This is a genomic window from Aeromonas sp. FDAARGOS 1410 (assembly GCF_019048745.1).
Lineage (GTDB): Bacteria > Pseudomonadota > Gammaproteobacteria > Enterobacterales > Aeromonadaceae > Aeromonas > Aeromonas jandaei.
In genome coordinates this window covers 2,916,038-2,940,157 of sequence record NZ_CP077401.1, presented here as the reverse complement: position 1 = coordinate 2,940,157, position 24,120 = coordinate 2,916,038, and the positions used below count along the sequence as shown (strand labels likewise).

20 protein-coding genes and 1 tRNA gene are annotated in these 24,120 nt (G+C 59.4%); 6 read left to right on the top strand and 15 right to left on the bottom strand.

What is annotated here, in order from left to right; translation table 11 throughout:
* Position 1 precedes the first annotated feature (1 nt).
* From selA to I6L40_RS13545, 13 genes are all read right to left on the bottom strand, one after another.
* Positions 2–1,480 carry an L-seryl-tRNA(Sec) selenium transferase gene (selA, locus tag I6L40_RS13605; RefSeq protein ID WP_216994413.1) on the bottom strand — a complete coding sequence of 493 codons (1,479 nt, stop codon included), beginning with the start codon at positions 1,478–1,480 and terminating at the stop codon, positions 2–4.
* 315 nt (positions 1,481–1,795) lie between these two features.
* Positions 1,796–1,887 (bottom strand) — tRNA-Sec (locus I6L40_RS13600).
* Positions 1,888–2,101: 214 nt separating this feature from the next.
* Entirely contained in the window at positions 2,102–2,593 is a 492-nt protein-coding gene (gene hycI, locus I6L40_RS13595) for a hydrogenase maturation peptidase HycI (RefSeq protein ID WP_216994412.1), read from the bottom strand.
* Positions 2,593–3,006 carry a formate hydrogenlyase maturation HycH family protein gene (locus I6L40_RS13590; RefSeq protein ID WP_216994411.1) on the bottom strand — a complete coding sequence of 138 codons (414 nt, stop codon included), beginning with the start codon at positions 3,004–3,006 and terminating at the stop codon, positions 2,593–2,595. The genes hycI and I6L40_RS13590 overlap by 1 nt, the downstream gene beginning before the upstream one ends.
* Positions 2,999–3,814, bottom strand: coding sequence for an NADH-quinone oxidoreductase subunit B family protein (locus tag I6L40_RS13585; protein WP_216994410.1), 816 nt, complete (start codon positions 3,812–3,814; stop codon positions 2,999–3,001). Before I6L40_RS13585 ends, I6L40_RS13590 begins: the two co-directional genes overlap by 8 nt.
* Positions 3,814–4,371, bottom strand: a complete 558-nt coding sequence (locus I6L40_RS13580; protein WP_005345227.1) for a formate hydrogenlyase complex iron-sulfur subunit — start codon at positions 4,369–4,371, stop codon at positions 3,814–3,816. The genes I6L40_RS13585 and I6L40_RS13580 overlap by 1 nt, the downstream gene beginning before the upstream one ends.
* Positions 4,372–4,380: 9 nt before the next feature.
* Complete coding sequence (locus I6L40_RS13575) at positions 4,381–6,099, bottom strand: NADH-quinone oxidoreductase subunit C (protein ID WP_017784116.1); 1,719 nt, start codon at positions 6,097–6,099, stop codon at positions 4,381–4,383.
* An 80-nt stretch (positions 6,100–6,179) separates the two neighbouring features.
* Entirely contained in the window at positions 6,180–7,133 is a 954-nt protein-coding gene (locus I6L40_RS13570; RefSeq protein ID WP_216994409.1) for a respiratory chain complex I subunit 1 family protein, read from the bottom strand.
* A gap of 1 nt (position 7,134) precedes the next feature.
* Positions 7,135–9,006 (bottom strand): hydrogenase 4 subunit B, encoded by a 1,872-nt coding sequence (gene hyfB / locus I6L40_RS13565; protein WP_216994408.1) that lies wholly within the window; start codon positions 9,004–9,006, stop codon positions 7,135–7,137.
* The gene (locus I6L40_RS13560; protein ID WP_216994407.1) at positions 9,006–9,671 is read right to left on the bottom strand and encodes a 4Fe-4S dicluster domain-containing protein; all 666 of its coding nucleotides are present in this window, start codon (positions 9,669–9,671) and stop codon (positions 9,006–9,008) included. The genes hyfB and I6L40_RS13560 overlap by 1 nt, the downstream gene beginning before the upstream one ends.
* A 608-nt stretch (positions 9,672–10,279) precedes the next feature.
* Complete coding sequence (gene kup / locus I6L40_RS13555; protein ID WP_216994406.1) at positions 10,280–12,148, bottom strand: low affinity potassium transporter Kup; 1,869 nt, start codon at positions 12,146–12,148, stop codon at positions 10,280–10,282.
* 529 nt (positions 12,149–12,677) lie between these two features.
* Positions 12,678–13,100: a GNAT family N-acetyltransferase gene (locus I6L40_RS13550; protein ID WP_216994405.1), complete on the bottom strand. Its 423-nt coding sequence runs from the start codon at positions 13,098–13,100 to the stop codon at positions 12,678–12,680.
* 117 nt (positions 13,101–13,217) lie between these two features.
* Positions 13,218–13,985 (bottom strand): abortive infection family protein, encoded by a 768-nt coding sequence (locus I6L40_RS13545; protein WP_216994404.1) that lies wholly within the window; start codon positions 13,983–13,985, stop codon positions 13,218–13,220.
* 608 nt (positions 13,986–14,593) lie between these two features.
* On the opposite strand from I6L40_RS13545, the gene I6L40_RS13540 reads away from it, so the two are divergent.
* The 5 genes from I6L40_RS13540 (at position 14,594) to fdhD (ending at position 21,273) form a co-directional block, all read left to right on the top strand.
* Positions 14,594–15,193: a 4Fe-4S binding protein gene (locus tag I6L40_RS13540; protein ID WP_040065709.1), complete on the top strand. Its 600-nt coding sequence runs from the start codon at positions 14,594–14,596 to the stop codon at positions 15,191–15,193.
* A gap of 46 nt (positions 15,194–15,239) precedes the next feature.
* Positions 15,240–17,384, top strand: a complete 2,145-nt coding sequence (gene fdhF / locus I6L40_RS13535; protein WP_080771385.1) for a formate dehydrogenase subunit alpha — start codon at positions 15,240–15,242, stop codon at positions 17,382–17,384.
* A gap of 253 nt (positions 17,385–17,637) precedes the next feature.
* Positions 17,638–17,880, top strand: coding sequence for a hypothetical protein (locus I6L40_RS21055; protein ID WP_231499713.1), 243 nt, complete (start codon positions 17,638–17,640; stop codon positions 17,878–17,880).
* 418 nt (positions 17,881–18,298) lie between these two features.
* Positions 18,299–20,416: a sigma 54-interacting transcriptional regulator gene (locus I6L40_RS13525; RefSeq protein WP_071910379.1), complete on the top strand. Its 2,118-nt coding sequence runs from the start codon at positions 18,299–18,301 to the stop codon at positions 20,414–20,416.
* Positions 20,413–21,273: a formate dehydrogenase accessory sulfurtransferase FdhD gene (gene fdhD / locus I6L40_RS13520; RefSeq protein ID WP_254204030.1), complete on the top strand. Its 861-nt coding sequence runs from the start codon at positions 20,413–20,415 to the stop codon at positions 21,271–21,273. Before I6L40_RS13525 ends, fdhD begins: the two co-directional genes overlap by 4 nt.
* 100 nt (positions 21,274–21,373) lie before the next feature.
* On the opposite strand, the gene asd is transcribed toward fdhD, so the two are convergent.
* Positions 21,374–22,486 (bottom strand): aspartate-semialdehyde dehydrogenase, encoded by a 1,113-nt coding sequence (asd, locus tag I6L40_RS13515; protein ID WP_071910377.1) that lies wholly within the window; start codon positions 22,484–22,486, stop codon positions 21,374–21,376.
* A gap of 25 nt (positions 22,487–22,511) precedes the next feature.
* Between asd and I6L40_RS13510 the strand changes: the two genes are divergently transcribed.
* A complete protein-coding gene (locus I6L40_RS13510; RefSeq protein ID WP_216994403.1) occupies positions 22,512–22,775 on the top strand; it encodes a hypothetical protein in 264 nt (87 codons plus the stop codon).
* A 17-nt stretch (positions 22,776–22,792) separates the two neighbouring features.
* On the opposite strand, the gene I6L40_RS13505 is transcribed toward I6L40_RS13510, so the two are convergent.
* Positions 22,793–24,058 carry a D-amino acid dehydrogenase gene (locus tag I6L40_RS13505; RefSeq protein ID WP_216994402.1) on the bottom strand — a complete coding sequence of 422 codons (1,266 nt, stop codon included), beginning with the start codon at positions 24,056–24,058 and terminating at the stop codon, positions 22,793–22,795.
* Between the last annotated feature and the right edge of the window lie 62 nt (positions 24,059–24,120).

Genomic DNA, 24,120 nt, shown 5'->3' with positions numbered 1-24,120 from the left:
ATCAGAGCTCCTCGGTCGCACTTGTTGCATTGAACGGGGCGGGCAGCAGCAACTCCTTGAGTTGGGCGATCAGCAGTTCCATCTCGGTCGGCAGCAGGGTGGCCATATTGAGCAGCACCTTCTGCTGGCGCACGGTGGCGATGACAGGGACGGGCAGTTCGCGCAAATCATCGAGCAGCTGCTGGGCCGGGCGCGGGTCGGTGCATTCGAGCGCAGGGGCCGGGTAGAACTCGTCCGGCAAAGTGCCACCGCCCACCACCAGCTGGGCGGGGACGGGCACAAAGCAGCCGGGTAGGGCTTCCATCAGCTGGGAGGCTCTCGCCTGCATGGCGGCCGGGTTGCTCAAGGTGCGCTGGGCGATGCCCTCTCCGACGGGGGACTTGTTGAGCTTGTGGATGAGCAGACGTTCGAGCAGGGAGTAGACGATGCGGCTCGGGCGGAAGGTACGCATCATGGGGTGTTTTTCCAGCCGCTTGATAAGGTCGCTGCGGCCGCTGATGATGCCCGATTGCGGGCCACCAAGCAGCTTGTCGCCGGAATAGCAGACCAGATCTGCCCCCGCCTTGATGTACTGGCGCACCGAGGTTTCATCCGGTGCAAACTCTTCGGTGGTCAAGCCGGAGCCCTGATCCACCGCCAGCACTACATGTTCGGGCAGGGCGCGGGCCACCTCGCCGATATCGGGGGATTCGGTAAAGCCGCGAATGGCGAAATTGGATCTGTGCACCATCAGTACCAGCGCGGTCTGATCGGTGATGGCATCGAGGTAATCTTTGGCGGTAGTGATATTGGTAGTGCCCACCTCCACCAGTTTGGCGCCGGAGAGCGCCAGAATGTCGGGAATGCGAAAACCGCCGCCAATCTGGATCTGCTCGCCGCGCGAGACGATCACCTCGCGCCCCTTGGCCACCTCCTGCAGCAGCAAAAAGAGCGACGCGGCGTTGTTGTTGACCACCAGCGAATCCTCGGCCTGGGTGAGGCAACGGAGCAGGGGGGCGATCAGCCCCTTGCGCCCGCCGCGCTTGCCGGTGGCGAGATCCAGCTCCAGATTGTTGTAGCCGGTGTTGAGGTCACGCACCTCGTCCCACAGTTCGCTACAGAGCGGCGAACGCCCCAAATTGGTATGCACCAGGGTGCCGGTGGCGTTGATCACCCGGGTTTGACGCTGGCGCAACTGCTGTCGGCAGCGCTTGGCAATCAGCGCCTCGATCTGCTCGGGGGCAACGCCATGCTGGCGAAAATCTTCGCTCTGGCGCAGCTCGCTCAGGGTGTCGCGCACCGCCTGAGTCACCAGCGGGCGGCTCAGCGCTTCGATAAAACCGGCGAGAAAGGGTTGCTGCAGCAGCTGTTCCACTTGCGGCAGACGGCGCGTTTGTTGCTGGCCGGGCTGTTGCTGTGAATCTGGCAGTGAATCGTCGGCAGCCGTACCTGATGCGGGCTGGCGGTGGGGGATAGCTGACGCGTGAGACGAGTTCGGCATGGGATTACCAGTGCAGTGCGTGGGTTCGGGATGCGCACCGGTTTGCCGATAGAGAGGCCGAGCTGACGGGTTATGGCACTGCTGGCGATTTGCGGATAACTGCAAACTGGGTGCATCAATGAGCGGGTATAAATTAATGCTTCATCGATGCTGATAAATTAATTTTTGGCCAGCGAGATAACCTGACTTCGGATTATAATGGCAAGCGGCAAGCACCTTTTATTAAGGTATTTTTTCAAACATATTGAACAAGCGAAGAAAATAACATCCAGGCTGATAAATACAGCGAGAGAGTATTTGTTCAATAGATGAATTTGGCGGAAGAGGCAGGAATCGAACCTGCCAAAGCCTTCTCGGCTCACATCGGTTTTGAAGACCGAGGAGGCCACCAGACCCCATCAACTTCCATAACGGTCGCCATTTTGTGGCAAATTTCTGTGACTGGCAACGCTTTTTTTGTCATAAAAAAGCGAGAGTTAGCGATTTTTTTGAAAAAATCAAAGAACCTTGTTTTATATCAAGTTCAGCACAATTAGCCCGATGTTTTTAATTTAACATCGGGCCTCGATCACATTGCCGGAACCGTCGGTCAATAACGGTCGTTAACAACTCGATAAATAATCACCGCTCGGCGTTGGCAATATTCCACTGATCCAGTTTATCTATTAACAGACCGGTATCCCTGGCGGCATCAAGATGCTGATAAAGATAATCCATCGCCTCGCTCACCATCTCGGTCATCGGGAAGGAGAACGCCACGATGGCCGGTTGTACCCCGACAAAGATCACCTCGGGGACAAAGGTCTTGAGCTCGTCGATCAGGAAATTGAGCGGCATATTGTGGGTCGAGAAGATAAACATCTCGGCGATGGTCTCGGGGGGGATCACCTGCAGGGTACCCGCCTTTTCGCCGATCTCGGCGGCATCCACCAGCACCACCCGCTCAGGTTGCAGCTCCCGCACCTTGTAGACCACATTTTCCGGCGCGATGCCACCGTCGATATGGATCCAGCCGGGCAGGGGGGTGGCCTGCAGCTTGTCGGCGAGATAGGGGCCGGCACCGTCGTCCCCCATCATGGCATTGCCCACGGTCAACACGAGATTGCAGCCCATCAGCGGCTCCTTACCATCAGGTACATATGGGGGTCGTTAAAGAGGGCGGTGAGCTGATCCATAAAGGTGTTGGTCCAGCCCAGCTCCAGCTCATTCAGCACATTGTCGGCTTTGCGCAGTCGGTCGAAGGCGCAGGCCAGCATGTGGCAGTGCTCGCGATAGACGGTGATCTCGCCAAAGGTGAGAAACCCCTCCATCTTGCGGCGCGCTTCACTCCCCTCTGGCAGCTTGGCTACCCAGTCGCGATAACCGGTCAGCGAGCAGACCAGGTCTGCTCGCAGGCAATCGACGATGCCGAGGTGATGGCCGATGGCGAGGCTGTAGTACATCACCTCCTTTGCCTCTTCCGGCACGTCGAACTGCTCGTCGACGAACTTGCGCGAGAGGCGGTAGAAGAAAACCTCGTCAGCCATGTACCGCCTCTCCCTTGCCGGCTGCCCGGTTGAGGCAGGCGTTTGCGAGGTTGTTGACGATCTCCGAGAGGCGCGGATCGTCGTGCTGATCGAGGTAGCTCTGGATACGCAGGTCCACATCCTGCTGGGTTGCCCCTTCGAGCAGGGCCATAAACTCGTCGGCGATGATCCGCCCCTGCCGATAACCGGCCATGCGGCGCGCTTCGCGCTCGATCATCACCCGGATTTCATTGGGGATGCCGGTGTGGCGTAGCTCGACCCGCTCACCCGGTTGCACCTCGTGGCTGGTGGCTTTGAGTTTCTGTTCCAGCAGACCGAGCGCCACTGCAAAGCCGTAGATGGTGGCCGCCGGTGTGGGTGGGCAGCCGGGGATATAGACATCCACCGGCACGATTTTGTCGGTGCCGCCCCAGACGCAGTAGAGGTCGTGGAAGATGCCGCCATCACAGCCGCAGGCGCCGTAGGCGATGCAGATCTTGGGATCGGGCGCCGCCTCGTAGGCGCGCAGGGCCGGCACCCGCATCGCCCGGGTCACCGCGCCGGTAAAGAGCAGGATGTCGGCGTGGCGGGGGGAGGCGACCATCTTGATGCCGAAGCGCTCGGCATCGAACAGCGGGGTGATGGTGGCGAAGATCTCGATTTCGCAGGCGTTGCAGCCGCCGCAATCGACCCGGTAGACATAGGCCGAGCGGCGAATGTCCTTGAGCAGGGTCTTCTTGAGTTTGGTGATCTCGGGATCCTGTGCCAACGGCACGGCGCGGGTATGGGCATGGCCGACAACCGGTTCTATGCCTTTGATCTTGCTCATCACATCCACTCCTTTTGTGCGGCCATCGGTGTGGCTATCGGTGTGATCAGGGCCGAGTCAGGCTGGCTCAGCATGCTCTGTTTTCGTTTGCAGTCGGGGCAGTGATGCAGCCGCTCCGGGGTCGCCAGCGGTGTGCCCGCCTGCTTGAGGGTGTCCTCCACCAGCGCCACCAGCTTGCTTGGGGCAAAGTAGGTGCCGCACAGGGTGCAGGGGGCCAGCGCGAAGCGGGCCTCCTCATAGAGATCCGCCTTGTTGGTCACCGCCAGCTCGAACTCGGGGGAGAGGGCGATGGCGCGGGTCGGGCAAACCTCCTCGCAGCGGCCGCAGAAGATGCAGCGCGCCATGGAGATCTCCCAGCGTCGTTCGCCGGTCTCCATATCCACTTCCATCACCAGCGCATTGGCCGGGCAGGCCTTGGTGCAGGCGGCGCAGGCGATGCACTGATCCGCCTGATACTTCGGTTTGCCGCGAAAATCCCGGTTCACCTCGTAAGGGGCGAAGGGGTACTTGGCGGTCGGGGTGCCAGCCTTGAGGATGGTCTTGAACAGCTTGATCATGATGACCCCTTATTTCAGCGGAGAGTTTTTGCGATCGATGCCGTAGCGCTCGATCTCCTTGTAGGAGACCACGGTGGATTTGCCTTTCTTGGGGTCGACCAGAGTGACCCGGTCGGTACAGGAGTAACAGGGATCCAGACTGCCGATGATCAGCGGCGCATCCGCCACGGTATTGCCGCGCAGCATGTAGCGCAGGGCAGGCCAGTTGGCGTAGGTGGCGGCGCGGCAGCGCCAGCGGAACAGCTTCTGGTTGTCTCCGGTCATGCTCCAGTGGACGTTCTCGCCGCGGGGCGCCTCGGTAAAGCCCAGCGCAAACTTGCCCGGCTGGTAGGTGAAGCCTTCGGTGAGCAGTGGCCCTTCCGGCAGGTGCTCCAGGCCGAACTCAATCATGTCGAGGGAGTCGTAGAGCTCGTGGATCCGTACCAGCACCCGGGATTGCACGTCGCAACCCGCCTTGGTCTGGATCTCCATCGGCAGCTCGCGGTAGCCGGCAAAGTCGTGAACCCGACGCACGTCGCGCTTGAAGCCGCTCGCCCGCACCATGGGGCCGACGCAGCTGAAATCGCGGGCAATTTGCGGGTCGAGCTTGCCGATACCGATGAGGCGGGAGGAGATGTTGGCGGTATCCAGCAGCATGGCCACCAGGGGTTTGAGCTCATCACGCAGCTCACGCACCAGCTGGGCACCCTTGATGCGATCTTCCTTGAAGATGTCGCGGCGTACCCCGCCAATCAGGTTGAGGCCGTAGGTCTTGCGCGCGCCAGTCAGCAGTTCGGCCAGGGTCATGGATTTTTCCCGCACCCGGAAGAACTGCATGAAGCCGGTGTCGAAACCGGTGAAGTGGCTCGACAGGCCGATGTTGAGGATATGGCTGTGCAGGCGCTCCACCTCCAGCAGCACGGCGCGGATCATCTTGGCCCGCTCCGGCACCGGAATACCCATGGCGTTCTCTACCGAGGTGGTGTAGGCGACGCTGTGGGTAAAGCCGCAGATGCCGCAGACCCGGTCGGTCAGAAACGCCACTTCGTTGTAGCCCATCCGGGTTTCCGCCAGCTTCTCCATGCCGCGATGGACATAGAAGAGGCGATAGTCGGCATCGATGATGTCTTCCCCATCGACGAACAGACGAAAGTGGCCCGGTTCATCCGAGGTGATGTGCAGCGGGCCGACCGGCACGATGCGGTTGGCATCACTGCCCAGCTCGTTGACGAAGGGGTAGGTCTCGGTGTCGGTGGTGGGCATTGGGCGCTGGCGATAATCCATGGCGTCCTTGCGCAGCGGGTGGATATCCTCCGGCCAGTCGTCCGGCAACACCAGACGGCGTTCGTCCGGCAGGCCGATGGCGCGCAGGCCGTACATGTCGCGGATCTCCCGCTCGCCCCATACCGCCGCCGGAATGGTCGGGGTGATGGAGGGGTACTCCTGGGTATCGGCATCCACCAGCACCTTGACGGTGATCCAGCACTTGGTGTCGCCCTCCATGGAGAAGACGTGGTAGACGGCGAAGTGGCCGTTGAGGCTGCGCTCGTCATTGGCAAAGGAGAGCGGAAGCCAGCCCCCCAGCTGGTGGAAGATCAGGCTGGCGGTTTCGACCAGACTGGTGGGCTTGACGGTGATGGTGGCCTGATCGGCGGTTTGCCACTCCTCGTCGACGATGGCGTGGGGCAGTTGTGCTCGCACCTGCTGGATGTAGTCGCAGCCGATGCGATCCGAAATGGCGATGGTCATGCAGTTCTCACTTTAATGTTCGGGAATGAGCATTCACAAATGATGAAATCGGAAAAAGTTGCTGTGCTGGCGGGCATGATTCAGATCCCGACCAGATAGGCGAGCAGCGCCAGCAGGGCCAGCCCCAACCCGTAGCGGGTGAGCTTGTGGGTGCGTACGAACTGGGTACGGGCCATGGCGTTTTCGATGATGCCGGCCAGCAAAAAGGCCACCAGCAGCTTGCAGGCGAGGATCAGCGCCGCGCCGATGAGCGCAGGCAGACTCCAGTTGGTCGCCTTGCCGAAGGGGAGGAAAATGACCAGAAAGAGCTGCACCACCACCAGTTGCTTGAGGCCGATGGAGAGCTTGAGCAGGGCCAGGCCCGCACCGGAGTACTCGGTGAGCGGTCCTTCTTGCAGCTCCTGCTCGGCTTCGGCGCAGTCAAAGGGCAGCTTGCCCATCTCGACAAACACCGCGAAGGCGCAGGCGGCACCCGCCAAGAGTGTAGCGATGGGGGCGGCCAGTGGCTGGGTCGCCACATAGCTGCTGATATTGCCCAGATCCGAGCTGCCCACCATCATCGCCATGATGAAGCAGGCGAGCACCAGAATGGGCTCCACCAGAATGCCGAGGGTCAGCTCGCGGCGGGCACCAATACCTGCAAACATGCTGCCACTGTCGAGCCCCGCCAGCGAAAAGAAGAAGCGGAAGATGGCGAACAGATAGATGTCGGTGATGAGATCCCCGGCGATGGGAAAGGGGGACTCGTGAGTCAGGGTCGGCAGCGCCATCCCTACCAGCAAGAGGGCGGCGATGAGCAGCGCAGGCATCAGGTTGAAGATGATGCCGGCAGGCTCGGGGGTCACCTCCTGACGGCGCAGGAGTTTGGCGATATCCCGGTAATCCTGCAGCAGGCCCGGCCCTTGGCGGGAGTGCATCTTGGCCCGCAGCACCCGGTTGAAACCGGTGGCGAGCGGCGCCAGCGCCAGCATGGCGATGGCCTGGGTCAGGGCGAGGGCAACCATGCCCCAGCTCGGCATTTCAAGAACAGGCATATCAGACTCCTACAGCCATCAGGATAAAGAGCGCCAGCACCACGCCGTGCAGCAGCCAGCCGGTCGTCCCGCTGGTATCGCTCACCCCGTGCAGGGCGCTGGCCAGATCGAGCTGCGGTTGCTTGCGATAGAGTGGCGCGCAGAGTTGGCGCAAGGTGTGGGTGACACCGCCGGAGGTGAGGCTCATGCGCTCCTCGTAGGCGTAACCACAAGCCCACGGGGTGCCAGCATGACGACGACCCAGCTTGGGCCCCTTGAAGATGGCCAGTACCAGCAGCGGGATGAGGAACAGCCCCAGCAAGGTGATGGCGATAACGGGCGGGGAGAGGAGCGCCTGGCTGCTATCGAGCGGCAGCAGGGTCGCGCCGGTGGCGACGTTCATCTGGCCGCTTACCAAGGCTTGGCCATAGCTGGCGATATGGGGGGCAATCCAGGGGGCGCCCAGACCCAGCACCAGACAGACCGCAGCCAGCAGCAGGGTGCCAGCCACCATGGCGCCCGGCACTTCGCGGGCGTGGCTCGCGTGTTCGCTGCGCGGTGCGCCGCAGAAGCAGATGCCATACACCTTGACGAAACACATCACCGCCATGGCGCCGGTTACCGCCAGCATTACTACCGCGAGCGGCGCGACGACAGAGGTGCCGAGTTTGGTCATGGAGAGCAGCGACTGATAGATAAACCACTCGCTGACAAAGCCGTTGAGCGGCGGCAGCGCCGAGATGGCCATGGCGCCGATGAGGAACGCCAGCGCGGTCCAGGGCATCAGCTTGGCGAGGCCCCCCATCTTGTCCATGTCGCGAGTGTGCAGGCGGAACATCACAGAGCCGGTACCCATAAAGAGCAGGCTCTTGAAGATGGCGTGGTTGAGCAGGTGATAGAGGGCGCCGAGCAGCCCCAGCACCACCAGTGCCGGTTGCTGGTTGGCGATGCCGATCATGCCGATCCCCATCCCCATCAGGATGATGCCGATGTTCTCCACCGTGTGGTAGGCGAGCAGCCGCTTGAGATCGTGCTCGGCCAGCGCAAACAGCACCCCGAGCACTGCCGAGCAGGCACCAAAGATCAGCACCACATAGCCCCACCAGAGCTGGCTGGCGCCGAGAAAATCGATGCTGACCCGCAAGATGCCAAAGAGACCCAGCTTGACCATGACGCCAGACATCAGCGCCGAGATATGGGACGGCGCAACGGGCTCGGCCACCGGCAACCAGCCGTGCAGCGGCACGAAACCGGCGCGCAGGCCAAAGCCGCAGAAGCTGAGCAGGAACACCAGCGAGGCCAATCCGCCCGCCAGATGGTGCTCGCGCAGCGCAGCGAACTCCAGCGAGCCAGATTCGCGGCAGAGCAGCCAGAAGGCGATCAGCACCAGCGCCATGCCGATATGGTTCATCACCAAGTAAAGCCGGCTCTGTTTGGCAGCCTCCGGATTGGTCTTGACCAGCCAGTAGGTGGTGAGGGTCACCAGCTCGTAGCAGAGCAAGAAACCGAGCGCGTTGTCGGCCAGCACCATGCCCACCATGGCAAACAGGAAGAGGTTCATCAGCGCGCCGATGGCCACATCCCCCTTGCCCTGATATTCGCGGATATAGGCAAAGGAGTAGAGGGCGACGGCAACACCGACGGTGCTAATCACCAGCAGCATCAGCGCGGCAAGCATGTCGAGGTGCACCGAGCCCAGCAGCCAGAGCTGGCCGTCGACGGGGGCGCCTTGGGCAAAGATCTGGATGGCGGCGACCAGACCCGCGAGCGAGCCCAGCAGGGCAAAACCGCTATTGAGACGGTTGGCCAGTGCGGGCAGTTTTTGCAGCAGCAAACCGGCGGCAGCGCCCAGCAAAAAGAGCAGGAGCGTGGCCATTACAAGGGGGGACAACATCAGCGAACTCCCTCTGTGGTGGATATATCGGATGCAGGGATCGCCGTGGCAGGCGCCGAGAAGGCAGAGGCCCCTTGCGGGTTGGTGTCGGCCGCTTGCTGGCGACGGATACGGGCGGCGCGTTCGGTGTCGCCGTCATTGACCAGCTTCAGTGCCTGGGAGGGGCAGGCACCGACACAGGCCGGACCGTCGGTGCGAAACTCGCACAGGTCGCACTTGACCGCGATGCTGCGCACCCCCGGCTCCCAGCTCAGCAGATCCTCGCCAAAGCAGCGCAGGCCGGCGGAGGTGGAGGGGTTGCTGGAGCGGATGGAGCAGGGGATATAGGTGTCGTAACTGGTGGCCACGGCCACCGGACGGCTGCCGCTGCTCTGGATGGCGCCAAAGGGGCAGGCCACGGCGCAGAGATTGCAGCCGATGCAGAGTGACTCGTTGAGTTGCACGCAATCGCCGGTCTGGCGAATTGCCTCGACCGGGCACACCTTGATGCAGGGGGCATCGTCACAGTGACGGCACTGAACCGGCATGGTCGCCTGCTCGTGTCGCATAACGGTTAAACGGGGGGCTTGCTGCAAACCTTGCGCCTTGTGTACCTCGCTGCAGGCCGCCATACAGGTGCCACAGCCGATACAAAGCTTGGGGTCAGCGATAACGAAGCGGTTCATAGCCTACCTTGTCGTGTCGCGAACGGAGAAAGTAGGGGCAGGTTGGCAAGATACGGGCCAGAATGGTTTTTGCAGCGAAATTGGTTTTAAGTGTCTGTTTTTAAATGAATAAAACTCTTGATGTGGTTGGGTCGAAGCGCTGATACGGCTGTCGAACTGTGACGTTCGTCACTTGTGACGAAGCCGCTGGGAGGGTTCGTCACCTTGGAAAACGCAGCATAAGTAGGGTGCAATGAACGCAGTGAATTGCACCTCTCCGACATATGTTCGTGGTGCACGGCGCTGCGCTTGTTGCACCCTACGGCGGTCTGTCTGTTCGCATAGAGCCCGTCTGTGTTGAAACCGTAGGTTCGATTAGCGAAGCGTAATCGGACGCACGAGAACGCAAATATATCGACAGTATGCCGGGCGCAGGGTGCAAAGAACGCAGTGAATCGCACCGTTTGCAGCATATGGTCGCCGTTGTTTGCCCCCTTCTTCCCTCGCGGGAGAAGGGGTGGGGATGAGGGGGCCGGTAACTGGGTTAACGGAAACAAGAGAGGGAGGCCAATGCCTCCCTCTCTATTTGCTGAGGTTTTCTATGCCTTTAAGAGGCCATCAACCCGATATCAGATATCCACCTGCGAACCCAGCTCGATAACCCGGTTGGGCGGGATCTCGAACTGATCCGGCGCGCGCAGGGCGTTGCGCTGCAGCAGCATAAAGAGCTTACCGCGCAGATAGAGATACCAGGGGCGGTCTTTCATGATGAGCGACTCGTGGGCCATAAAGAACGAGGTCTCCATCATCCGGCAGCTCAGCCCCTCGGCGTTGCAGCGGTGGAAGATCTCCTCCACGTTCGGGGTCTCGCGCCAGCCGTAGCTTGCCACCACCCGCCAGAAGGTGGGGGAGAGCTGCTCGATGCAGACCCGGCGCACATTGTGGACGTAGGGCACATCCTCCACCCGCAGGGTGAGCAGGATGATCCGCTCGTGCAGCACCTTGTTGTGCTTGAGGTTGTGCAGCAGCGCATGGGGGATCACATTGACCACCCGCGACATATAGACGGCAGTGCCGGCCACCCGGGTCGGCGGGGATTTCTCCAGCGAGGCGATCATCGGCTCAAGGGAGTTGCCGTGCTCGTTCAGGCGACGAATAAGCTGGAAACGCTCGCTCTTCCAGCTGGTCATCACGGTGAACATCACCGCGCCCAGAGTGAGCGGCAGCCAGCCACCGGAGAAGATCTTGGCGAGGTTGGCGGCAAAGAGCGGCACGTCGATACAGAGCAGCGCGGCAAACAGGATAGCCACCAGATACTTGTTCCAGTGCCAGCTGTTCTTGGCCACCGAGCAGGAGAGGATGGAGGTGAGCACCATGGTGCCGGTCACCGCGATGCCGTAGGCCGCCGCCAGATTGCTGGAGTGCTCGAAGCTCATGATGACGATCACCACCGAGATATAGAGCATCCAGTTGATGACCGGAATATAGATCTGGCCGGACTCCTGCTCGGAGGTATGAACGATGCGAATGGGGGAGAGATAACCGAGCCGCACCGCTTGCCGGGTCAGGGAAAAGACCCCGGAGATCACCGCCTGCGAGGCGATCACCGTCGCCATGGTTGCCAGCAGCAGCAGCGGCACCAGCGCCCATTTCGGCGCGAGCAGGAAGAAGGGGTTGGCAATGGCGGCGGGGTTACTTAGCAGCAGCGCCCCCTGACCGAAGTAGTTGAGCACCAGGGAGGGCAGCACCACGACAAACCAGGCGAGGCGGATTGGATTCTTGCCAAAGTGGCCCATATCCGCGTAGAGCGCCTCCACCCCGGTGATGGCCAGCACCACGGCGCCGAGGGCAAAGAAGGAGGTGGTCTGGTACTGGATAAAGAAGCGCACCGCCCAGACGGGGTTGAGCGCACCCAGCACCTCGGGGTTGTGGATGATGCCGCGCAGCCCCAGCACCGCCAGCGTCATAAACCAGATCAGCATGATGGGGGCAAACAGCTTGCCCACCATGGCGGTGCCATGTTTCTGGATGGCAAACAGCAGGGTCAGCACCAGCACCGAGAGAGTGACGATATAGGGGTCGAGGGCGGGGGTGAGAATGCTCAGACCCTCGATGGCCGACATCACCGACATCGCCGGGGTGATCACCACCTCGCCATAGAAGAAGCTGCCGCCAATCAGGCCGAGGATGATCAGCAGCGGCGTCCAGCGGGTGGAGGCGTTGCGGGTCGCCAGCGACATCAGGGTGAGAATGCCACCCTCACCGGCGTTGTCGGCCCGCATCACAAAGGAGAGGTACTTGACCGACACCACCAGGATCAGTAGCCAGAAGATCAGCGAGAGAAAGCCGAGAATGGAGGCCGGCTCGACGCCGAACCCGAATTGACCTGACAGGCACTCGCGCAAGGTATAGAGCGGGCTGGTGCCGATATCGCCATAGACTACGCCAATCGCCGCCAGCATGACGCCGGACATGGCTTGTTGTTTATCACAGTTCATGAGTTCATCTTGTCAGTTTGATGTTTACACGTTTGCCACAGCAGATCGCCCCGAACACATCAGGTATGTGTGGATACAACATCGGGGGAAATCAAAGGATTGCGATGGGAAGGGAGCTAATCGGATATAAAGATGCGTTTCATGGGACACAGTCTGTTCATCTGTCGTTAAGCTTATAATGACACACACTCTGCGGGTTCATGCTCAGGTATAAATAATCAAAACGTCCTTTTGAGTAAGGTTATTAATTAGCCGCTGATTGAAATATTCATGCGCTCTGCGGGCAACCGTTTGTTTTATCTGGGGAAGTGGTTTGGCCACTATTTTTTACCGAGGTGAGTGAAAAACAGACGATAAAATAGTGACTAATTAATTGCTGGCAGGATGGCAAAGGGGAGGGCGCTGGGTAGCAATGGAGTCTTTATTTGGGAGGGGGAAGGTAGGGTGCAATGAACGAAGTGAATTGCACCAAGTATTAAAAGAGGCAAGAGGTGCAATGCGCTGCGCTTATTGCACCCTACAGTAATTATTACTCTCCATGATAGTGCTTCAATAAAAAGTAGCGGTCAGGACTATTTTTAACGCCGCTCACTTTACCGACTATTTTAAATCCCATTTTTTCATAAAATTTGGGTGCCTGAAATGAGAGAGTGTCGACTTGAGCAGCGATACATCCCCGTTTTTTTGCCTCACGTTCAGCAATCTCCATTAATTGAATGCCAAGCCCCTGACCTCGTTTGTCATCGTGTACCCAAAGCACCTCGATCAACAGTTGATGATAAATAGTACGTCCGGCAATGCCACCGACAACTTCGTCATTATCATCATGAATGGCAACAATTAAAGGTTGGGAGCGCTCCTCACCCATTTTATCAAAGTTAAATTGTCTAAGGTTATCAACAAGTAGATTGAAGATGTCATCTTTATGTTCATTATGGATTTTTATATTCATCAAATCTGACTCCATTAAAATGTAATCGTAGGGTGCAATGAACGAAGTGAATTGCGCCACTATTTTAATGCGTAAGAGCCGAGGTACAATGCGATGTGCATACATCACCTTACGTCACTATGTTTTGCGGTTATTTTTATTTTCCTCATATGTTGAGATTAAAAATAACGACATTGCTCCAGCTAAGTTTACAGCAAGTTCAGCATGTCTTGCTTGTGGTTTAACGGGATGCTTACCATGCCCATGAGCGTCACCTAATTTATTGCGTAATGTACCCAAGCCATTAACTATCCCAGAGCACCCACCCAAAATTTGTTTGAATATTGGTTCATTATGCTGCTCTGGAGCCATGTTTAACTCTTTCGCTGTAAGTTTATACAATTCAGACAGTTCAATTGACGAGGAGTTATAATCAACACCAAGTTCTTCTAAAACATGTTTACATACGCTTTCTAATATTGTACGTGAAATTGTAATTGCACCTTCAGGATCTCTAACTTTTCTCTCTAGAGCTTTAGTCCATGCATGATGGATGCTGGCGGAATCAAAATTTTGTAAAACATCGGATATGGATTGTTGAGCTGGGTGTGTTTCACCTTTTTCTAAGTACTCAAGTAGTTGGTCAAACTCTTTCCATAGATATTGCCTACGGTCAGCATAGGTTCCATACTCATATTTTATGAACTGCCAGAATTGATCAAGGTTGCGATTAGTTTTAACACATCGTGGGGTCATCGTTGCTATTGTTGGATTACCAAGCAATTCAGTTCTAATAACTTGGTAATCGGCATTATTACCAACACTGCCTGTTGCTTGTGCAATCAGCATATTTTGTAAATATGTTACCCGATCAAATAATGTCCCCAAATGGCTTAGCTCACTCATCTTATATCTCACGTCTGCATGGAAACGACTCCCAGCGGAGCTGGTTGCCAAGTGGCACATATTAACCGGAGGGAGAGAAAACTGAAGGGGCAGGGGCCTAAAACCGGCTCTGGCTCAACAAATCAGTCAATAAGTGGCCTGTTTTTGTTCGGTTTGACTTGATGATGACCTGCCAGCTCGATAGCAAAACCAAACAACTTGGCCGCCGCTCCAAGCCATTTTTGCGTGCTGCACAGCCCATTTTTGTGCCCTTGGTATGGTTTTTCTCCCCGGTTTTCCTTCCTCCGCTTGCCCGGTTTAGGGCGGCCGATCCTGGCTGCCAACTCCTCTGAACATCTCCGCAACACGGCTGGGGCAGGGGCTGGTCAACCGGTGTCGAGCTCGTCACTTTTGTCGTGTCGATCACACTTCACACTCCGTCGTCACCCTCGTCAGAGGTGGCAATCAGCGCGCTTCCATTTCTGATTACTCCTTTATTTTCAGTTGGTTGTAAATTTTTATCGCGCCATTTGCCCGTTTTGGTCTGATAAATGCTTTGTGGGGGGCTGGCCGCCTCTTTGCCTGTCGGCGGGCGGCCCGGTGTAACGAACCATTTAGGATCCCTCTCTATGAACAGCTTCGTGATTGCAGATCCCAGTCTCTGTATTGGGTGTCGTACCTGTGAGGTGGCCTGCGCCGTTTCACACCAGTCAGGGTCTTGCAGCGGGACCCTTGAGCGGGAGGGCGGCCTGCATCTTGCCATCGAGGATGGACATCTGGTCTCCAAGGACAGCTACTTTCAGCCGCGCCTGAAGGTGATCGTGGGCAGCAAGGTGACCACGCCGGTGCTCTGCCGCCAGTGTGAAGACAAGCCGTGCGCCATGGCCTGCCCGAACAATGCCATCGTCAGCGAGGATGGTTGCGTCAAGGTGTTGCAGGAGCGCTGCATCGGCTGCAAGTCCTGCGTGGTGGCCTGTCCTTACGGCGCCATGGCGGTGGTGCTCAAAGAGGTGGCACCCGCTGCCGATTCGCTCTTCAAGCGGCCGCAGACCAAGGCGCAGGCGCTCAAGTGCGATCTCTGCCGTCACCGCGAGGCGGGCCCGGCCTGTGTCGAGGTGTGTCCGACCCAGGCGCTGCGGCTGGTCACGCCGGAGCATCTTGAAACCCTGAACCGGCAGAAGCAGCTGGCCAGTGCCGAGGCACTGCTGGCGATGCCGGCGCGGGTGTGAGCGGGCTTGCCGAGCCGTTTTTCGTTAACAAACAAGAGTGTGAGTCATGAAAAAAGTCATTACCGTGTGCCCCTATTGCGGCACCGGTTGCAAAATCAACCTGCTGGTTGAAAACGACAAGGTGGTGGGGGCCGAAGGCGCCAACGGCCGGACCAACGAGGGGCAGCTCTGCCTCAAGGGCTATTACGGTTGGGATTTCCTGAACGACACCAACCTGCTGACCCCCCGTCTCAAGAGCCCGATGATCCGCCGCGAGCGCGGTGGCAAGTTCGAGGCAGTCTCCTGGGATGAGGCGATCGAGTTCGCCAGCAGCCGTCTCTCCGCCATCAAGGCGAAATATGGCCCGGACGCCATCATGACCACCGGCTCTGCCCGTGGCCCCGGCAATGAAGCCAACTATGTGATGCAGAAATTTGCCCGTGCGGTGATTGGGACGAACAACGTCGACCACTGCGCGAGGGTGTGACACGCACCCTCAGTCTCCGGTCTGGAGACAACTGTAGGCAACGGCGCCATGAGCAACGCCATTCCCGAAATTCAAGAGACCAAGTGCCTGTTGGTGTTTGGTTACAACGCTGCTGACTCTCACCCCATCGTCGCTCGCCATATCCTCAAGGCGAAGGCAAACGGGGCCAAGGTGATTGTGTGTGATCCCCGTATGGTGGAGACCGCCCGTATCGCCGATCAGTGGCTGCCGCTCAAAAACGGTTCCAACATGGCGCTGGTTAACGCCTTCGCCAACGTGTTGATTAACGAAGGGCTCTACAACAAAGCCTTTGTCGCCAACTACACCGAAGGGTTCGAGACCTTCAAGGCGACGGTGGCCAAGTACACCCCGGAATATGTCGAGGGGATTACCGGCCTGAAAGCCGCCGATATCCGCGCCGCCATTCGTACCTACGCCGAGTCGCCTGCTTCCATGATCCTGTGGGGCATGGGGGTGACCCAGTACGGTCAGGCGGTGGACGTGGTCAAGGGGCTGGCGGGTCTGGCGCTGCTGACCGGCAACTTCGGTCGCCGTGGCACCGGTTGCGGCCCGGTACGTGGTCAGAACAACGTGCAGGGCACCTGTGACATGGGGATGCTGCCGCACCAGTTCCCGGGTTATCAGTCGGTGGCCGATCCCGCCATCAGCGCCAAGTTCGCCAAGGCGTGGGGCGTGGCGTCGCTCTCCCAAAAGCCCGGCTATCGCCTGACCGAGCTTGGCCACAAGGTGGAGGAGGGCAAGTGCAAGGCCTTCTACATCTTTGGTGAAGATCCGGCTCAGACCGAAGCTGACTTGGGTCAGTTCCGCCGCACTCTGGCGGGGATGGAGCTGGTGATCGTGCAGGATATCTTCATGACCCAGACTGCCGAGATGGCCGACGTCATTCTGCCAGCCACCAGCTGGGGCGAGCACGAAGGGGTCTACAGCTCGGCGGATCGCGGCTTCCAGCGCTTCTACAAGGCGGTGACGCCCCCCGAGAACGTGAAACCTGACTGGGCCATCTTCTCGTTGATGGCGACCGCCATGGGTTACCCCATGGAGTACCACAACACCGAAGAGATCTGGGACGAGATGCGTGCGCTCTGCCCGCTCTACGCCGGAGTCAGCTACGACAAGATGGCCGATCTCAAGAGCGTGCAGTGGCCTTGCCCGACCGAGGATCACCCGGGCACCAGCACTCTGTTCGAGGGGAATGTGTTCACCACCCCGAGCGGCAAGGGTCAGCTGATCGCCTCCGAGTGGCGGCCGCCGCTGGAGCAGCCCTGTGCCGAGTACCCGCTGGTGCTCTCCACCGTGCGCGAGGTGGGTCACTACTCCTGCCGCTCCATGACCGGCAACTGCTCGGCGCTGCAGACTCTGGCCGATGAGCCGGGCTATGTGCAGATCCACCCGAGCGATGCCAAAAAGCTCGGGGTGAAGGATCAGGCGCTGGTCTGGATCTCGTCGCGCCGTGGCAAGGTGATCACCCGCGCCAACTACAACGACCGGGTCAACGCCGGGGTGGTCTACATGACCTACCAGTGGTGGATCGGGGCCTGTAACGAGCTCACCATCGAGCACGTCGATCCCGTCTCCCACACGCCGGAGTACAAGTACTGCGCGGTGAAGATCGAGCGCATCGACAATCAGCCTGAGGCGGAAGTGTACGTCCAGACTGAATACAGCGCGCTCAAGGCGAAATTGCGCAGCGCAGCCAAAGGCTGACCCGCCCTAAAAAAGGACGTTCTGCACAAATAAGGGAACCCGACTCGGATTTATCGAGTCGGGCACCCTTTTATTACCCAAAAACAGGGGATAAATGATGCAACATGAAATTGGTCGCTTATTCGGAATTTTCTATATTGGCACCTATCTGGCGGCGATATTGCTGGGAATAGGTTGCTATATTTGGCGCGACGAGATGATATTTCTGCTCGGCTTCGGTTTTTTCGGATGTTTTATGGCAGCAAGGCTCGCCATGGGCAGCGTTTTTTCCGCCTTGAGTATTTCCAGTGCCTGGCTGATCGGGTTTATCTCCACCACTTTGATCAACTGCCTGCTGCTGGGGGTGATCACCCTGCTGGTCTACCTCACTCACCAGTGCGTATCGGTTGAGCTTGCCGACAACGCCAGCTGGCTGCTGCTCGCCTTTCAGGGCTTCTCCGCGCTCTTTATTCTGGGCGGTTTGAAGTGCTGCCACACCCGTCTTGTCACCTCGTGAGTGGCCACCAGCGGTGTTTCGAATGATGCCTTTATTGCACAGCAAAGGGGAGGCAACAGCGAGATCTGACAGTTGACAATGGCCCCTTGTGCGGCCACCAATCCATTATTCAATCCGCGATGTAATTATTGCCTGAATATGGCAACCAGATATATTAAATCGGATTGTAATGAAATTTGAGCTCATCTATGATGAGTCGCCATTCCAATAATAATCACCCGATGACAATGTTATTTTTTGTTATCGTTCGTTAATAACAACGGTGGAATTGCAACATGCGACAAGTGTCGTCACCGCCTTCCTTTTGGCAGCGTGGATAGTGCGCTGCGGCTATTAATTCTGGTGAAACGCTTGTGTCGCGATGCGATGGCATGGACAGCCTGACTGGTGACTGAAATTGATATAACGTGAGGCCGCAATGCTTACTGTGAGTGCCATCCCCCTGGACGAGATCTCTCCCATCTGGGACGACGGTTTCCTCCTGCTCTCCAAATCCCTCCTGTCGGCCGTGACGCTCGATGACTTTATCCACAAACTCAACAAGATAGATGCCGGCTTTGGCGGCGTAACCCGGGTCAACCTGATCCTCAACCGGGGCTCCGGCGAGGAGGCCACTTTCTGTTATATGGGAGAGAGCGGCCCAAAGCACCTTGTCTGCCGCAAGGCAGACCTGCACGCTCCCACTGATGGCACCGAGCAGGCGATCATCCTGCCTGCCGCCCGTTTTGCCAACCGCTGTGCCCCCCTCGATTCCGAAGGGATTTACGAGGGACTGCGCTCCTACTGCCAGCTCCCCATCACCACCGCCCGCAGCCATCTGGGCGGGGTCGAGTTCATCAACACCCGCCTCGACAGCTTCACCATGGAGACCCTGGCCAAGCTGACCCAGTTGGCCGCCATCATCGCCATTGCGCTGGAGAACGTGCAGGACAAGGAGCGCACTCTGGAGCAGGCCAACTCCCTGCGCCTTGAGCGCGACAGCTGCAAAATTCTGGTGGATGTGACCAATGCGGTGATTAAATTAGTGCGTATCGCCGAGCTGCCCAAGAGCCTGTTTGCCATCCTGCACCACCACTTTGGTATCAGCAGCCTCTGTCTGGCCGAGTACAACGCCACTTCCGACAGCTTCAAGAGCTATCTGGTCAACCAGCAGCAGAGCGAGCAGCCGGGGATCATCGATCATTCGTGTTTTGAGAAGAACTGCCTGCAGGGTGCGCTGCGCCACAGCGAGCCCTTCTTCGTTTACCGCGAGCAGGGCCACGGCTGCCAGTCGAGCTGCCGCTTTACCTCCCAGATCCTGCCCCCCGATGCCGACAGCTCCTGCATTTTGCCGCTGCGCTATCAGGGCAATCTGCTGGGGGTGCTGATCCTCTCTCACCCAGAGGCCAACTTCTTCGCCGATATCGATATCTCCCTGCTGGAGCAGGTGGCGGCGCGCACGGCCATTGCCATGAACAACGTGCAGGCGCAGCAGGAGATCTCCAACACCAACGGTGCCAAAGAGAAGACCATTCGCATCAACGAGCCGCAGATGCAGGGGGAGTTCCCCCACATCATCTACCAGAGCGCTGTGATGGCGAACGTGCTGGAGAAGGTGCGGCTGGTGGCTGAGAGCGACAGTACCGTACTGATCCTTGGCGAGACCGGCACCGGTAAGGAGCTGATCGCTCAGGCCATTCACGCCCTGAGTGCCCGCCACGATCACGAGATGGTGAAGGTGAACTGCGCCGCCATCCCGACCGGCCTTATCGAGAGCGATCTGTTTGGCCACGAGAAGGGGGCCTTTACCGGTGCCCTGACCCAGCGCATCGGCCGCTTCGAGCGGGCCCACAAGGGCACCCTGTTCCTCGACGAAGTGGGGGATATGCCGCTGGATTTGCAGCCCAAACTGTTGCGGGTATTGCAGGAGCACGAGCTGGAGCGGGTCGGCAACAGCAACCCTATCGCGGTGGATGTGCGGCTGGTGGCCGCCACCAACTGTGATCTGCTCTCCATGGTCAAGAACAAGCGCTTTCGCAGTGACCTCTACTACCGGCTCAACGTCTTTCCCATCGAGCTGCCGCCCCTGCGCGAGCGGCGCGAGGATATTCCGCTCTTGGTCAACTTCTTCGTCAGAAAGATTGCCAAGCGGATGCGCCGCACCATCACCGCCATCCCCGCCGATGCCATGAAGATGCTGGTGTCGCTGCCGTGGTACGGCAATATCCGCGAGCTGGAGAACGTCATCGAGCGCGCCGTGGTGATGACCCGCGGTCACGTGCTCAACCTCTCGCCGGAGGAGCTGATGCCCCTCAAGGGCTACCACAAGATTGAGACCCTGGTTTATGACGAGCCCGCCACTCCGCTCTTTGCCGAGGGGCCGGAGGATGAGCGCGAGGCGATCATCGCCGCCCTGCGTGACTGCAATGGCATAGTCGCTGGCGAGCGGGGGGCGGCCAATCGCCTCGGTATGAAGCGCACCACGCTGCTCTCCAAGATGAAGCGGCTCGGCATTTCGGCCAGAGATCCCGAGATCATTGACGGGGTCGCACCATGAGAGAGGCCATAGAGCTTGAGGCGCGGAGCGAGCAGAGAGAACAGAGCGAGCAGAGCGAGCTGGCACGCTGCGCCATCCACCGCGAGGTGGTGCACTACCGCGCCGATACCTTGACCTGCGACAGCGAGATGGAGCTCCCCTCCGAGACGCCGGTGGCACTGGTCTACAACGGCATCGCCCACAGCGTGATGATGTGCTCGGCCTCCGATCTGGAGGATTTCGCCATCGGTTTTTCGCTCTCCGAGGGGATCATCGACAGCCTGCTCGATATCCACGACATCGAGCAGATCGACGGCTGTCAGGGGATTGAGCTGCATATCACCCTGGCCAATCGCTGCGTCCATCGCCTCAAAGAGAAGCGGCGCACCATGGCGGGGCGCACCGGTTGCGGCATCTGCGGCAGCGAGAGTCTGGAGCAGGTGATCCGCACCCAACCAAGCTTGCCCGACAGTCAGCGTCTGGCGGTGGGCCATATCGACAAGGTGCTGGGCGCGCTGCGCCCTCTCCAGCTGCTGGGCCAGCGCACCGGCGCCACCCATGCGGCAGTGCATCTGGATGGTGAGGGCAACATTCTCGCCATTCGCGAGGATGTGGGACGCCATATTGCGCTGGACAAGCTGGTAGGCCATCTGTGCCGCGCTGGCCGCCGTGACGGTGCCATTCTGGTGACCAGCCGCGCCAGTTTCGAGATGGTGCAAAAGTGCGCAAGCGCCGGGGTCGAGATCTTGCTCGCCATCTCGGCCGCTACCGAGCTTGCGGTCGAGCGGGCCGAGCAGACCGGGCTCACTCTGGTGGGTTTTTGCCGCCCCGGGCGGGCCGAGATCTACAGCGGGTGCCAGCGTATCCTGCTTAAGTAACAGCAAGAGTGGGAGCCTGCTAAAGGGCTTATAAATACAGCCAATAAAAAGGGCGGGGAGTGTGACTCCCCGCCCTTGTTGTATCTGCTGCTGTGGCGAATTAGCGCGCCAGCAGGATACGCAGCATGCGGCGCAGCGGCTCGGCGGCGCCCCACAGCAGCTGGTCACCCACGGTAAAGGCCGCCAGATACTCCGGGCCCATGTTGAGTTTGCGCAGACGGCCCACCGGAATGCTGAGGGTGCCGGTGACGGCAGCCGGAGTCAGCTCGCGGGCGGTGATGTCGCGATCGTTGGGGATCACTTTCACCCAGTCGTTGTGGGCAGCCAGCAGGGCTTCGATCTCCGCCAGTGGCACATCCTTTTTCAGCTTGATGGTGAACGCCTGGCTGTGGCAGCGCAGGGCGCCGATCCGCACACAGAGACCATCCACCGGAATGACGGCGTTTTCGATACCCAAAATCTTGTTGGTCTCGGCCTGACCCTTCCACTCTTCACGGCTCTGGCCGTTGTCGAGCTTGGTGTCGATCCAGGGGATAAGGCCACCGGCCAGCGGCACGCCGAAGTTGTCCACCGGCAGGGTGCCAGAACGGGTCTTCTCGGTGATCTTGCGCTCGATGTCGAGAATGGCGGAGGCGGGGTCGGCCAGCTCGACCGCCACTTCGTCGCGCAGCATCCCCATCTGGGTGACCAGCTCACGCATATGGCGGGCACCGCCACCGGAGGCTGCCTGATAGGTGGCCACGCTGACCCACTCCACCAGATCGGCCTTGAACAGGCCGCCGAGGGCCAGCAGCATCAGGCTGACGGTGCAGTTGCCGCCAACGAAGGTCTTGATGCCGTTGTTCAGGGCATGCTCGATGACGTCGCCGTTGACCGGATCCAGAATGATGACGGCGTCCTTCTCCATCCGCAGGGCGGAGGCGGCGTCAATCCAGTAACCCTGCCAGCCGGCGGCTTTCAGGCGCGGATAGACATCCTTGGTGTAGTCGCCGCCTTGCGCGGTGATGATGATATCCTGCTTGGCCAGCGCCTCGATATCGAAGGCGTCCTGCAGAGTACCGGCATCGACGCCGAAGTTGGGAGCGGCCTCACCGGCCTGGGAGGTGGTGAAGAAGGTGGGTTGAATATGGGCGAAATCCTGCTCTTCCTGCATCCGGCTCATCAGAACCGATCCCACCATGCCACGCCAACCGACCAAACCTACTTTTTTCATAATGTCCTACCCTGGATTGCTGCTAATGAAAGGGGTGTTGCACGCCTGCGTCCCTGCTGGCGAAGGCCATTTACAAGGTCTTTACAAGCCATTTAAAAAATATGCGCTGCGAAAAATGCGTCTATCCACATTACGGATTGTGGCGGCGGGCGCAAGTCGAATTGCGCAATATTCTGTGCCGTTCGCTGCAATAAGCGGCAACGGCGGAGCGAGGGACAAAACGGGGCGCTGGAACGATGAAAAGGCCACCGCTTATGGCGGTGGCATGTCAATAAAACAGGTGAAATAGCCCGACCGCGTGGGAGCTCAGGCGTAACGGGCCAGGGTCAACCCCTCATCGCTGATGGCGGGCTCGCCGCCGCTGATAAGATCGCACAACAGCTGACCCGAACCGGCCGCCATGGTCCAGCCCAGGGTACCGTGACCGGTATTGAGCCAGAGACCGGGAATGGGGCTCGGCCCCACCAGCGGGGTGCCGTCCGGCGTCATGGGGCGCAGCCCGGTCCAGAACTCTGCCTGACTGATATCGCCCCCCTCGGGGAAGAGATCGCCGACCACCATCGCCAGGGTGTCGTGGCGTCTGGGGTTGAGGGCGAGGTTGTAGCCCGACAGCTCCGCCATGCCGCCGACCCGGATCCGCTCGTCAAAACGGGTGATGGCCACCTTGTAGGTCTCGTCGAGCACGGTACTGCGCGGGGCGGCCTCGGCGTTGATCATCGGCAGGGTGAGGGAGTAGCCCTTGACCGGATAGACCGGCAGCTCCAGCCCGAGCGGGCGCAGCAACGGCCGCAGAAAACCGGTGGCATAGCTGCCGAGCGCACAGACGATGGCATCGGCGCGATAGCGCTGCTCGCCCGCCCGCACCGCCACGGCGCGGCCGCGGGCTTGCTCAATCTCGTCGATGTCGCAGTTGAAGACAAACTTGACCCCGAGCTTCTCGGCTTCAAGGGCAAGGGCCTTGGTGAAGCGGAAGCAGTCGCCGGTCTCGTCGCCGGGCAGACGCAGGCCGCCGACGATTTTGCCGCGCACCCGCGCCAGCGCAGGCTCTGCCGCTTCGCAGCCGCTGGCATCCAGCGACTGGTAGGGGACGCCATACTCCTCCAGCACCTCGATATCGCGTTGACTGGCATCGAGCTGGGACTGGCTTCTAAACAGTTGCAGGGTGCCGAGCTGGCGCCCTTCGTAATCGATGTTGAGCTCGTCACGCAGTGCCTTCATACAGTCGCGACTGTATTCGGCCAGACGCACCATGCGCCCCTTGTTGGTGGCATAGGCGGTCGGGGTGCAGTTGGCGAGCATCTTCAGCATCCAGCGCAGCTGGAAGGGATCAGCAGTGGGGCGCACCGTGAAGGGGGCATGCTTTTGCAGCATCCATTTGGCGGCCTTGAGGGGGATGCCGGGAGCCGCCCAGGGGGCTGCATAGCCCGGGGATATCTGGCCGGCGTTGGCATGGCTGGTTTCAAGGGCAACGCCATCTTGTCGCTCCAGCAGGGTCACCTTGTGACCCGCTTTGGCCAGATACCAGGCGCTGGTTACCCCAATTACGCCGCCACCGAGAACCACTATCTCCATATCGTCTTTCCTTAGACTCGTTTTTCTGATGTTTGGTTGATGGAAACCTTGATGTGGCCACC